The organism is Enterococcus sp. S183_ASV_20 (assembly GCF_018919685.1).
Classification (GTDB): Bacteria; Bacillota; Bacilli; order Lactobacillales; family Enterococcaceae; genus Enterococcus; species Enterococcus faecalis.
In genome coordinates, this window is sequence record NZ_JAHLRI010000028.1 from 1 (window position 1) to 13,408 (window position 13,408).

The window sequence follows — 13,408 nt, forward strand, 5'->3', positions numbered from 1 at the left end:
TTGTCGTTAAAAACATTGTACCGTAAAAGGACTGTTATATGGCCTTTTTACTTTTACACAATTATACGGACTTTATCGTATTTTGTTGATCTTATCTTTGATAACATAGGTTTGTTGATTTTTTTTAGTTTGGTAGATATGGAGTTACTTTCAGATAAGTATTTTAAAAATTTAAATAGAACAAGTTCAGAATTTTATTTTTTTAAGAATTCATCGGTACAGAAAAATAAAGTATATTTTTTATCGAGTTATTTCCATAAATGTTTGATTTTTATAATGATAGGTATAATTTCTTTGATTTTTAGTGGAAATCGAAAGTTGGCAGTTCTTTTGGTTGATTTTACATATTTAACAATAGTAATCTTCTGTATTAGTTTTTTATATTATCAATTAAAAAATAAAGGAATCTTAACTAGAAAAAAAGAAAATAATTTTATTGTTCAATATATTTTGTTTATTTTTATTCTGTTATCTTTAATAGGGAAATCGTATATTATAAAATATTTAATAGAGAGTAGTTGAAGATTGAAATGAAGCAAGACAATAAATTTAAGGTAAAGGAATATTTACTATTTTTTTTAGCAGCTATCCTTTATCTTATGTTTGTGTATTTTACATTTGAACAATTTGATATTCCATCGGAAGTTAATGAAGCTAGTATTAAAAGTGTAAAATATGGTGTTAGTTATTCCTTGGAGATCATTGCTAATAATACTAGAAACTTTGTACAATATATACTGTTATTTCCAATTGTACCTGTTTTAATTTTATACGAGTTGTTCATGATATCTTTTCAAGTTTGGATATCTGTTAACAACGTAGGGAGCTTTGAAACATTTAAATTATTGTTTAAACATGGAGTTGTAGAATTACCGAACATGTTTCTGTATATGTTTTTATCTTTAAACTGTTGTATTATATTTTTTAAAAGATTTAATGTAATCGATGTTTTTAAGGCTATTAAACAAAATAAAAAAATATATATATTCAGTTACATATTGGTTTGCATTTCAGGAATAATAGAAGGGATGATAGGATGAAAACAGTTATTGAATTAGAAAATTTTGGAAAAGTGTATCAAGAAAAGACTATTTTTAGTGCTATTAATATAAGTTTTTTAAATAGTATGTATTTTTTAAGAGGGAGTAATGGAAGTGGGAAAAGTGTTTTTTTGAGATGTTTGGGAAACATAGAATATTTTTCAATGGGGACTTTTAAACATAACAATAAAAAAAATTTGTTTCTGACAGATCAGTCTTTATGTCATTACTACCTCACTATAATAGAAAATATAGAGCTGTTTTATTCTATTCACGGACTAGAGCTAACCACAACGAAAATAGAGTTAATAAAGAAGCTTTACAATGATGATAAACAATTAACCACTTTGGCAGAAAATGCCTCGCTAGGAATGCTATTGAAAGCAGCATGTACATTACTTTTTGAGAAAAATCATTGGGATTTAGTTATTTTAGATGAAACATTTTCAAGTATTGATAAGCAGAGTAGAGATATTTTATTTGAACAGTGTCATAAATTAATTTTAGAAGGAACTTGTGTTATTTTAGTTTCACATAACAAATTAGAATCAGAATACAAGTATAACTATTTTGTTATAAACTTAGATGAAGAAGGTGAGCTAATTGAATACAAAGAAGAGTAACTGGTCGATAATTGCATTTTTTATACCATATATTGTTTCAAATATTTTTGTGTTTTTTACTCTAATAGAAAAAGATAATAAGTTATTAGAAGTGATTGAAGAGTCATCAAAACTATTAAATATTTCAAATGGAAAATTTAATTTCTTTATGATAGTTGTAGTTATAATCGCTAACTTGTTTATTTTTTTTGTTACGTTCATACTCTTAAAAATTATTTTACTTATTTTTGGATTAAAAAAAATTATGATCAAGATATATTTATCTGTTTATTATTATCAGTAAGCTTAGTTAATCTACTAGTTATTGTTATTTCTCAAATAGTAACAATTGATAGATTACCGCTATCAATTAGTACTTCTATTATTGAAGTGATAGTTTTTTTATTGTTGTTTTACAGTAATAATAAGGATGTAAGAGCAACTAAATTGTTGTTTTTTGGAAAATTACTATTGCTTTTAATTAATATAGGATCGTTAATTATATAAAATATAAATTGTAGGAATAGTATGAAGTAAATTGCGTTATATTGTAAAATTAATATTTAGAGTGGCTGAATTTTTTGAAAATTATAAAATTGATTACTTATTTTATTTTAAATAAAGAACTTTATGCTAATTTAACTAATTTAAAATTAGTTAATATATATAATCAAATAAATAGTATACCAGTGAAAGTGCTCGTTATTTTGAACAAATTTTTTGCTCGCTTTTGTTATATTTTATATAGAAAGATAAGCAAGATTCAAATCCCACTAAAAATCTCTGCATTATTTAAATTTGGGAGGGACAGTCAGTCCTATTATGTTTTCTTTGTTGACAGCAGCTAATTTTATAAATGATTTAGAAATACAATCTATGGGATTAGTAATAGGAATTACAACTATTATTTTTAGGTTATTGCTAAAACTACCAATAATTATAGGAGAGAACGTTATTGAAAAAGTTAACTAAAACAATTTTTTTATTAAGTATCATAGGTGGAATACTATTATTTAGTGGGATTATTATCTATAAATCAAATCTCACTGCTTCAAAAAAAGAAGATTTATATAATACGGTTACAGTAAAGAAGAGTGACTCTTTAATTTTTAAAGGGATTGTTCAACCTAAAACAACTAGTTATTTAAATTTTGATCAATCCCTTGGGAAAATTAATACTATTTCCGTGAAAAATGGTCAAGAAATCAATGAAAATGATGTAGTGGCTACTTATCAAAATACAACTGTTGAAGATCAAGCGGAAGAACAAACTCAATCTCTAGAAAAGTTGAATCTGGCAGTTACAAATGCTCAAATAAATTTAGATAATGCAACACAAAAACAACAAGAATTAGAAAATCGCTTAACCATTGCTAAAAATGAACAAACCACCATTGTAAATAAAAAAATGGATGATGAAATTAAAAAAACCGAAAAAGCTGAATCTGATAATAAAATTGAAACTATACAACAAGCATTAGATACACAAAAAGAGGCAGTTTTACAAGCACAACAAGCGTTAGATGCGGCGAATGTTGATTTATCCAGTGCCAATAATACTATTGAACAGACAAAAAAGAAAATTACCACTACCGTAACAGCACCATTCAAAGGAATTGTCTATACTAACGATAAAGGTAAAGTAGACACAACAGTACCATATGCGACTATTGTTAGTCCGGAGACAGTTATAAAAGGTTCTGTCACAGAATATGATTATAATAAAGTAAAAGTGGGTCAACATGTAACGATTAGTCAAATCAATGAAGAAAAAGCAACAGATGGAATAATTACTGAAATTAACGCATTACCTGAAGATATGGCTGTCAGTGCACAAAATACATCATCAACTAAAAACAGTACAATTTCAATATTCTCATTTTTAATTAGCCCTAAAGAACCTATTCAGTATGGCTATAATGTCCAAATCAGTGTTCCAATGAATAATTTAGAGTTGGCTAAAAAGAATACAGTTAAAGAAAATAATAATGAAGTATTCGTTTTTATTTATAGAGAAGGAGAAGTTGTTAAAAAGAAAATAGAAGTAAAAGAAGATAATGAGAAATATGTAGTAAAGACTGGACTTAAGGAAAATGATTTAATTATTGAAAACCCAGATACTAGTCTGAAAGATGGCCAAAAAGTGACGGTGAAACAATGATTGAACTCAATAAGATAAATAAATACTATACAAATGAAGAGGAGTCACTTCATGTATTAAAAGATATTCAGTTATCCATCAAAAAAGGTGAAATGATAGCGATCATGGGCCCTTCAGGATCTGGCAAATCGACATTAATTAATCTTTTGGGCTTTATCGATCGTAAATTTGAGGGAGAATACTTGTTTGAAGGCAGATCTTTGGTTAATACAGAAGATGACATTCTTTCTAAAATCAGAAATCAAACAGTAGGCTTTATTTTCCAAAACTTTAGTTTGATTGAGAGCAACACAGTTTATGAAAATGTAGAACTACCTCTTCTTTATAATGGGGTATCTCCTTTTAAAACGAAAGAAAAAGTTTTTTCCGTATTGGATAGAGTTGGTTTAAAAGGAAAAGAATATAAATACCCAAAGCAGTTGTCTGGTGGCCAACAGCAGCGGGTGGCCATTGCCCGAGCATTGATTAATCACCCTAAGTTTATTATAGCAGATGAACCGACAGGTGCTTTAGATACACACACCTCAGAGGAGATTATACAACTTTTTACTACTTTAAATAAAGAAGATGACGTAACGCTTATTATGGTTACTCACAACCCTGAAGTCGTTCCTTATTGTCACCGGTTGCTTACTATTAGAGACGGTGCAATTATTGAAGATAAGGAGTTGGTGCAATGAATCTTTATGTAAACATGCGTTCTGCTTGGAAAGCAATTAAAAATAATCGAAAACGTAGTGTATTAACCATGGTAGGAATTATTATAGGAATATCGTCTGTTATTACAATTTTAGCTATTGGAAGAGGGTTCGAGAAAGACACCATAAAAAATCTTACTAAGAGTGATTCTAAGGATGTGGAAATTCAATTAAATTTTACACCGAGTGATACGTCCTTATATGATACAAATACAAAATTCTTTCAAGATATAGACTTATCTACAATAAGAAATGTAGAAGGGGTAAAAAAAGCTGACTATTCTAAAATTGATGAAGAGCAAATCTACAAAGATTTGTTTATTAGGGGAAATAAAAAAAATAAACAGATTAAACTTATAGATTCTGAAGGAAAAAAAGTTTCTATTGGCAGAAATTTAACAGGCCAAGATAGTGGATTATTAAATAAAGTAGCAACAATTGATTCATTTACAGCCAAAGAGTTATTTAATACACTAGAACGAGCATTGGGTAAAGGAATTGAAATTGAGCAAGAATTATTTAAAGTGGTAGGGGTTTTCCCTGGAGAAGAGCAAGATAATTTGTTTTCCTTGTCAAATACAAATATTGAAATTCCAGAAGATACGTATCACTATTATTTTAAATCAGATAAAAATACTTCCTCTCTAACATTAGTCTTAAAAGAAGGAGTTAAACCCGATAAGGTGACTTCAAAAGTAATAAAACAATTAAAAGATAAGGGTAGTTTGAGACATCTGGGAGAATATGAAGTAATAGATACAGCAATGTTGACGAAAGGAATTAGTCAGATTCTCAGTACAATTACTTATTTTATAACAGCTGTAGCAGGAATATCATTGTTTATTGCGGGGGTAGGGGTCATGAATATGATGTACATCTCTGTATCTGAGCGAACAAAAGAAATTGGTATAAGAAGAGCATTAGGAGCTACTCGAAAATCTATTATGTTACAATTCCTTTTAGAAGGTTTAATTTTAACTATTTCTGGAGGAATAATTGGCTATTTATTAGGAATGATTTTTGCTTATGGTATTGGCTCTTTGATAGAGGTTCACGTATCAGTTGATTTATTTACTATTATACTAGCGGTTGGTGTTGCTTCAGTTATTGGACTAGTGTTTTCTGTAATGCCTGCCTCAGAAGCAGCTGAAAAAGATATAATTGATATATTAAGATGATCTAGTCAAAAAGAGAGTAGTTTGACATATGTTGTTCTTGAATTAAATCTTATTTTTTAATGTAAAATAAGAGCTTGTAATAGTAGGACTCTAAAAAGTTGAAAAAGCATAGATATTTCATAGAATAAACGAATATCTATTTTAACTGCCTAAATCATTTATAACAAAAAAATCTGAGACAGAATGAATCCCATTCTGTCTCAGATTTTGTTTTTCACAACTCATCAGACTTTATTGATAAAGAGTCATTTTAATAATAACCCTTAAAATCAACCTTAGTTTTTTGTGAAAGATTTTTTATTTGTCTTCTTTTTTACGGTTTCGTCTAGCAGGAATCAAGGTTACGTAGGCAACGAAACCACCAGTACATAGAACGAATAACACGATGCCAGGAATCAATCCTTCTGGTAAATAAGAGAACTGAATAGTATGGGTTCCAACGCTGACAGGAACGCTTAGAAAGGCATCTTTAAAGGCTTTTGGGGTAACTTTTTTGCCATCAATTTTGACACGCCAACCTTTGTCATAAGGAATTGTAGTGACGAGTACTTGATCTTTGTCGGCGGTAAAGGTACCTGAAGCAGAGCGTTTGCCAGTGGTTAAATCAACGCCTTTTTCTTGCACGGCGGAAATGGCTTTTTCAAATGCATTGGTATTTAAGCCAACTACTTGCGGCTGAACAAAACTTACTGCTTTGGTTCCATAAAAACTTACTTTGAAGTTAACGGTTGTATCTTTTGGATAGTAGCCTAAATTATAATATTGGCCAGTAATGCCAATTTGTGATTGTTGACTCGAGCCGTTCACGGTGACCGTCGCAGTGGAACTTTCCAATTGAGCAAAATCCGTTGGGAATAAACTCAAATAAGCTTGCGTATTGGCGGGCACATTGACTGTATAAGAAATCTCTTTGGCTACGTTATGTTGTTTCTCCGTAAAAGTTACGCCAGCTGTATTTTGCGTAATTGTCACGTTATTTTGAAGCGTCATCGTTGGTTGATAAAAGGTAAAATACCGTTCATTGGTATTGGCTAAAGCATTTAGTAAATTTGTTTGACTACCTAAATTATCATTGAGAGGTTGCCGAACATTGTAAATCTCTTTGTCTGCTAAAAATCCTAACGGCAAAGCATTTTCGTTACGATAAAGCTGATATTTACCAGCAGCTGCTTGTCGCTCAAAGCCGAATTTCATTGGATTGTTTTCAGCAATATTGTATTTAATGCCCATCAAAGCATCCATTAACAAGGTATTATTTTGGTAACGAATATTTAAATTCGTGCCTCGCGAGCGGAAACCTAAGGCGTTTAGGTATGTTGAAGAATGTCGGTTCCGAACGGAAGAAAACATGCTAATGCCACTGTAGCCATAGTTAATGCCATCATTGGCCGAAACACCATTTAAATTTTCCAAGCGGTAAAAGGTATCATTTTCTTTTTTTGTTTGATCGACTAGATTTTTTAAGTCAGGATAAGGCTCAGAATACAAGCTGCGTGATGCGTAGTTCCAATCATCTAAAATACCAGTGACCATCGCCCGTGTATTAATGATTGCTTCACCAGAAACGAGCAGCAATAGTAAAATCACTAAGTATTGCATAGGCGCTTTTTTCAATTGATAAAAAGCAATTCCGAAAAAGTATAATAGTAAAAAAGTTGCCGTTAATACGAAAGAGGTTAAAGTCACATACGTATAACTAGTAGCACCTTTTGTGCCCATTGCAAGAGCAAAAATTGCTAAAAGAATCAAAATCAAGCCGCTTAAGACGCCGAGATCATCCTTTTCAAATTTTTCCCAACCATAACCAGCAAGCAAAATAACTAGGAATGAAAAGAGGAAACTATAGCGGAAAAGAAACATGTTCGGCGCATGCATACCGTGCCAGAATAAATTTAAGGGCGTGATGTAAAAGCTAGCAATCAATAGGACAAACAAACTGCCAAAAAGTAGTTTGTTTTTCAATGGAACTTCTTTCGTAACGAAATAGAAGAGACAAAAAATCAAAGGCAACAACCCAATGTAAATAAAAGGAATGGACCCATATTTGGTTGTATCGTAAACGCCAATCATATTTTTCATAATAATATCTAAAAAGGCAGTCGCTTCTGTTTTAAAGGTTGTAATTTCAGAAAGAGTTTCACCATTGGTTCGTAAATCTAAGACAGCAGGTAAGACCATAATCATGGATGCTCCACCAGCTAAAAGAGAAGTAGTAAAATACGCAACGATTCGAGATTTATATCGTTGCCAGTCTGTAAACGTTCGTGCAAAATAGTACAGGAAGGAAAACAACCCAATCATAAAGCCAAAATAATAATTTGTAATGAAAAGAAAGAAATAACTGACAAACAATAATGTCGGTTTTCGTTGGTCCATTAAACGATGAATTCCTAAAATTACGAGTGGCAGATAAATAAAGGCATCCAGCCACATAATTAATTCTGAATGGGCCACAATGAAGGACATTAGCGCATAAGACACACTTAAAGTCACATGGGACCATTTAGGAATCTTAAAGGTTTGTTTTGCCAAGAACCAAAAACTCAAGCCAACACTCCCAATTTTCAACAACGTTAGGAAATAGAGCGCATCAGGCATGTTTTGATTGTTAAAGAAAAAGACAAGCGGCGTAAATAAGCCACCAAGATAATAGGAAATTAAGGACAAGTAGTTTAGTCCCAAAGAAGCATTCCACGTATAGAAAAGACTTTGTTTTCCATGAAGAACATTGTTAAAGCTTGCGTGAAAATTTGAAAATTGAGAAAAGGCATCGCTGGCTAAAACACTGCGACTACTTCCTGGATAAATCCCAATACTCAAATAGATAATTGCCATAATTAAAAATGGAATGAAGAAACTGGCTAACATATAAGGCCAGTTGTTTTTTAAAAACTGCCTACTTTTATTTTTCATAAATAACCTCACCTGATTTTTCGAAAGTACCTATAGTTTATCATACTCTTTATTTGATGTACCAATAGAAGAAAAACTTTAAAATTTTATTAGGATCCTAAGGGTGGAGTGAAGAAGAATTAGTAGTAAGAGATTGACATTCAAATACTAAATCACCAGATCAAACAACGAATATTCTCCGAAAAATTGCTGAAAACACCCTGTGGATAACTTTGTGCATAACTCTGTTGAAAACCACAAAAAAGCTTTTTATCTCGGTTTATCCACAAGGATAAGTTTTCGAGTTGCTAAAAAAAATAGACGTAAGTTCAGAAGGGCTGCTTGCTAAAAGTGAAGGAGCCCCTAAAGTTGAAAGAAGATGAAAACGTTATTAAAACAACGTTTTCATCTTCTTTTTTCTAGAATTTACAAGGATTTAATGTCGAACAAATAAGCACTGTGGAAAAGTTTTTTGGAAAAAACAAGAAATTTCATCCACAAAGTTTTCTGTGGAGAATTTAAAAATGCTTGTCAAGCTTTTTTTGAAAAAATGTGGATAACTTTTTAAAGACACGCTTTTTTCCATTTGCGAATTTGCGTTCGGAAACTAGTAAAAGGGGCAACGCTATTAATGTGAATCCATTTCCAAAGAGGCCATTGTGCTTTGGTAGTCGCCCAAGCCCGTTGTTGAGGTAAAAATAATTCGTCTTCGGAAAGCGAGTCAATCCAATGAAGTAATTTTTCTAAGGTGTCTTGCAACACAATCAGCTGACTTTCTAAACTCATTTGTCCATAGGTTTGATAAAATGATTGATAGAGAGAGCCCAGTTGATTCCATTTATAGCCTTCAGCTGGCGTTTGAACGGTCAGACCACGTTGTTCTTGTTCTTCCCAAGAAAGCAGCAAGTTGAGCCAACCTAATTGATAGGCTAAGTTCTCTGAAGGTGTTTTAGCTACTGTTTCAATTCGGTGATCTTTAAGTGTTTCAGGAATTTCTGCAAATTCAGCTAAATATTTTTGTGAAGCTATTTGAATGGCTTCAATCAAGGCTTCTTTTGATTCATAGGTTCGCATTCTTCGGCTAACTTCCTTTCTTGGTAGGATCTGCTTGTTTTTCATGAGTAATTTGAGTGACTAAACCAAAAGGATCTTTCACAATCGCATAAAACGTTGCAAATTCATTTTCAATTGGTTCTTGGATAATACAGGATTCGGGATGGCGCGTGAGTTTTTCAAAAATTGTTTTGGCAGAGTGACGGCTCTCGACGGTTAAGCTGAGGGTCAATTGTTCTGTGGGCGTGGTATTCATTCCTGCAAACAAAGGATTATCAGCTAGTTGTAATTGAAAAGTGTCCATTTGTAAAATCGAGTGAGAAAGCCAGTGTTCTTCGCCAGCGGGAATGGTCAAAGAAGGATTTAAACGCTCTTTAAATTCTTGATTAGTAATTTTAAAAAGAATATCACCAGCAAAGGCTTCTTGGTAAAACGTCAAGGCTTCCGTTGCTCGTCCGTTTAAGACCATAAAAAGGGCAAATTGTGTGTTTTTCATTGTTTGAACCTCCTAAGATTGATAAGATAAGCATAACAATAAAAGGTGTCAAAAAGTGACACCGATGGAGGGAAAAATGAAAAAATCAGAACGTTTAAATCAGGAACTTTTTTTCTTGAGAACCCATCCTCAGTTTAATTTAAATCAGTTAATGAAAACTTTTGGGATTTCTAAAAGCACAGCTTTGCGGGATATTGAAGCTTTGGAAAATTTAGGCGTGCCGCTATATGTGGAGAATGGTCGTTATGGTGGCTATCGAGTTTTAAACAAACCGTTGTTGCCGCCGATTTATTTTAATGAAAACGAAGTGTTAGCGATCTTTTTTTCGTTACAATTACTGAAATTAGTTGCAGAGTCACCGTTTGGTCATTCCTATCAGCAAATTAAGCAAAAATTATTGCATTCTTTAGATGAACCAACCCAATTTAAAATCAGTCAAATGAGTAAGGTCGTCTATTACGAAGGAATTGAACAAGTAGAAGCACCAGGCAATTTAGAGCAGCTGTTTCATTGTATTTTGGCGCAACAAGTAATTCAGTTTAACTATACCAGATATGAAGCAACAACGAAAAAAATCTTACCAACCCGGTTAACTATTTTAGAAGGGTATTGGTATTGTTCAGGCTATGATGTGACTAAAAAGGCTTGGCGTACTTACCGCTGTGATTTTATGGAGGCTATTCAGCAATTAAACCAAACACTGGATTTTACGACTGAAGAACTGAAAGAATCGTATCGCCATCAACAAACGACGGCACGTACGATTCCATTTAAAGCAATCATTACAGAAAAAGGCAAAGAATTTTTTTATAAACATCGCTTTGACAATATTCAGTTGGAAGAAACGCCCACGCAGTGTTTTTTAGTTGGACAGATTCATCCAACAGAAACACAATTTTTAGCCAACTATTTTATGGGCTTTGGTGAAGAAGTGACAATTTTAGAGCCAGTCCAAGTGAAACAAGCATATGTAGAAAGTATAATGAGGATTCAAAAAAAATATCAAGAATAGATTGTGGAACTGTGAACAATCTCATGTGTAAAAATGCACGTTGGAGAGGAGAAAGAAAAACCCTTGATTTTTAAATCAAGGGTTTTTCTTTCTAAGAACGTGCTTGCCCATTTCCATAAATAACATATTTTGTCGAAGTAAGCTCTGCTAAGCCCATAGGTCCACGGGCATGTAATTTTTGCGTACTAATGCCGATTTCGGCGCCAAATCCAAATTCAAAACCGTCCGTGAAACGAGTTGAAGCATTCGCATAAACAGCGGCTGCATCCACTTGTTGTAAAAATTGTTGTGTGGCAAAGTAATTATCACTAATAATACTTTCAGAATGTTTTGTATTGTAGCGATTAATATGCTGGATGGCTTCGTCTAAAGAATCAACGACTTTCACTGCTAAGATAAAGTCGAGAAATTCCGTTTCCCAATCTTGTTCAGTCGCTGGAATGGCTTCTTCAAAAATTGCTAACGCACGTTCATCTACCCGAAGTTCCACGTGAAACTCCTTCAAGGCTTTTTCAATTGTTGGTAAAAAGGCTTCAGCCACTTCTTGATGAATTAATAACGTTTCGGCGGCGTTACAGACAGAAGGACGTTGACATTTAGCATTGACAATAATTTCAGTTGCCATTGTTAACTGGGCGTCTTTGTCCACGTAAATATGACAATTGCCTGTGCCTGTTTCAATAACAGGAACAGTGGCTGTTGTCAAAACAGTTTTGATTAAATTGGCGCCGCCACGTGGAATGAGGACATCCAAGTAGTCATTTAAGCGCATAAATTGTTGGGCTGTTTCTCTAGAAGTATCATCAACAAATTGAATGAGATGGGGAGAAACGGCTTGTTGGATTAGCGCTTCTTGTAAAATTGTCACCAATATCTGATTGGAGTGAAACGCTTCTTTTCCGCCTCGAAGAATAACAGCATTTCCTGATTTGAAACAAAGGCTAGCGGCATCTGTTGTCACGTTTGGCCGCGATTCATAAATGATCCCAATAACACCTAAAGGTACGCGTTGTTGCCCAATTAACAGCCCCGCTTCATTGCGCCACATTTTATCTACTTCCCCAATTGGATCGGGTAAAGTAGCGACTTGGCGTATGCCCTCGGCCATCGCTGTGATCCGTTCTTCTGTTAAACGTAAGCGGTCTTGCATTGTTTCAGAAATTCCGTGGGTAGCGGCTTGCTCTAAATCTAATGCGTTTGCTTGTAAAATGCGGGACGCATTGGCTTCAATGGCTGCGGCCATTTTGTTTAACAAAGTATTTTTTTGACGAGTATCCATCAAGCCTAGCGTATAAGAGGCTTCTTTAGCTTGTTGCCCTAGTTGCTTTAAATCAGTCACTTTCATGCCCTCCTTTAATAAATAACGTACCGATATCTTTTCCTTCTAAAATTTCAAAAATGATTTTTGGCTGCTTTCCGTTTGCTAAAATCATCGCCTGTTGATTAGCTAACACACGTTCAGCAGCTTTTAATTTACTAGACATCCCACCAGTGCCAAAGCGGCTCCCCTTGCCACCGGCTAATTGGAACAAGTCTTCATTAATTTCATTGATTTCAGAAAATAATGTGGCTTCTTTGTTGACAGTAGGGTTATCTGAAAAGAAACCATCAATATCTGATAACATAACTAACAAGTCAGCTTGAACAATTTGGCAGACAATGGCAGACAATTGATCGTTATCCCCGAACTTGGTTAAGTGATCCAATTCTTCAATTGCGACAGTATCATTTTCATTGACGATAGGAATAATATTCATTTTTAACAGTTGTTCAAAAGTATTGGTAACATTATTGCGACTTTCAGGATATTCAATAACATCACGAGTTAATAAAACTTGTGCCATTTGTTGGCTATAGGTTGAAAACCGCTGATTATAAATGTTCATTAATTCTGCTTGGCCGACTGCAGCGACTGCCTGTTGTTCGGGAATTGTCGTTGGGCGTACAGATAGATTTAATTTATTCAGTCCGACACCAATTGCGCCAGAAGAAACTAAAATAATTTCTTTGCCTTGGTTGCTTAAATCACTCAAAGTAAAGGCTAATTGATCAATTGCTTTTAAGTTAATATTGCCATTGGGATAAATCAGAGAACTGGTTCCGACTTTGATCACAATTCGTTTGGCCTGTTGGAGTTTGTTTCTCATAAGTGCCTCGTTTCTTTTTACAGTAAAATTTGACACTCATTATAACAAAATCAGCGGCTACTAGAAAGTGCTAAATAATGAATAGTAAAGAAAGTTTAATGAAAGTGTGAACTTTTTGAGGGAATCTTG

11 protein-coding genes are annotated in these 13,408 nt (G+C 33.2%); 6 read left to right on the plus strand and 5 right to left on the minus strand.

From position 1 onward, the window contains the following. Positions 1-530: 530 nt before the first annotated feature. The 5 genes from KQI94_RS10300 (at position 531) to KQI94_RS10320 (ending at position 5,679) form a co-directional block, all read left to right on the plus strand. Positions 531-1,040, plus strand: a complete 510-nt coding sequence (locus KQI94_RS10300) for a stage II sporulation protein M (RefSeq protein ID WP_002368636.1) — start codon at positions 531-533, stop codon at positions 1,038-1,040. Next, positions 1,037-1,663, plus strand: coding sequence for a hypothetical protein (locus KQI94_RS10305; protein WP_002368634.1), 627 nt, complete (start codon positions 1,037-1,039; stop codon positions 1,661-1,663). The genes KQI94_RS10300 and KQI94_RS10305 overlap by 4 nt, the downstream gene beginning before the upstream one ends. A 934-nt stretch (positions 1,664-2,597) precedes the next feature. Beyond that, positions 2,598-3,803 (plus strand): efflux RND transporter periplasmic adaptor subunit, encoded by a 1,206-nt coding sequence (locus tag KQI94_RS10310; protein WP_002368630.1) that lies wholly within the window; start codon positions 2,598-2,600, stop codon positions 3,801-3,803. Further along, the gene (locus tag KQI94_RS10315; RefSeq protein WP_002368629.1) at positions 3,800-4,483 is read left to right on the plus strand and encodes an ABC transporter ATP-binding protein; all 684 of its coding nucleotides are present in this window, start codon (positions 3,800-3,802) and stop codon (positions 4,481-4,483) included. Before KQI94_RS10310 ends, KQI94_RS10315 begins: the two co-directional genes overlap by 4 nt. Then, a complete protein-coding gene (locus KQI94_RS10320; protein ID WP_002368628.1) occupies positions 4,480-5,679 on the plus strand; it encodes an ABC transporter permease in 1,200 nt (399 codons plus the stop codon). Before KQI94_RS10315 ends, KQI94_RS10320 begins: the two co-directional genes overlap by 4 nt. A 297-nt stretch (positions 5,680-5,976) precedes the next feature. On the opposite strand, the gene KQI94_RS10325 is transcribed toward KQI94_RS10320, so the two are convergent. The 3 genes from KQI94_RS10325 to KQI94_RS10335 all read right to left on the minus strand — a co-directional run bounded on the left by KQI94_RS10325 (position 5,977) and on the right by KQI94_RS10335 (position 10,120). Further along, positions 5,977-8,592 carry a YfhO family protein gene (locus KQI94_RS10325; protein ID WP_002368627.1) on the minus strand — a complete coding sequence of 872 codons (2,616 nt, stop codon included), beginning with the start codon at positions 8,590-8,592 and terminating at the stop codon, positions 5,977-5,979. A gap of 543 nt (positions 8,593-9,135) precedes the next feature. Continuing rightward, a complete protein-coding gene (locus KQI94_RS10330; protein WP_002368626.1) occupies positions 9,136-9,645 on the minus strand; it encodes a ClbS/DfsB family four-helix bundle protein in 510 nt (169 codons plus the stop codon). Positions 9,646-9,652: 7 nt separating this feature from the next. Beyond that, on the minus strand, positions 9,653-10,120 hold the full coding sequence (locus KQI94_RS10335) for a VOC family protein (RefSeq protein ID WP_002368625.1): 468 nt from the start codon (positions 10,118-10,120) through the stop codon (positions 9,653-9,655). A gap of 64 nt (positions 10,121-10,184) precedes the next feature. On the opposite strand from KQI94_RS10335, the gene KQI94_RS10340 reads away from it, so the two are divergent. Further along, a complete protein-coding gene (locus tag KQI94_RS10340; protein ID WP_002389777.1) occupies positions 10,185-11,132 on the plus strand; it encodes a YafY family protein in 948 nt (315 codons plus the stop codon). 91 nt (positions 11,133-11,223) lie between these two features. Here KQI94_RS10340 and KQI94_RS10345 read toward each other — a convergent pair whose 3' ends face one another. Both KQI94_RS10345 and proB read right to left on the minus strand, forming a co-directional pair. Beyond that, entirely contained in the window at positions 11,224-12,477 is a 1,254-nt protein-coding gene (locus KQI94_RS10345) for a glutamate-5-semialdehyde dehydrogenase (protein ID WP_002389776.1), read from the minus strand. Then, positions 12,464-13,279, minus strand: coding sequence for a glutamate 5-kinase (gene proB / locus KQI94_RS10350; protein ID WP_002389550.1), 816 nt, complete (start codon positions 13,277-13,279; stop codon positions 12,464-12,466). Before proB ends, KQI94_RS10345 begins: the two co-directional genes overlap by 14 nt. Positions 13,280-13,408 lie beyond the last annotated feature (129 nt).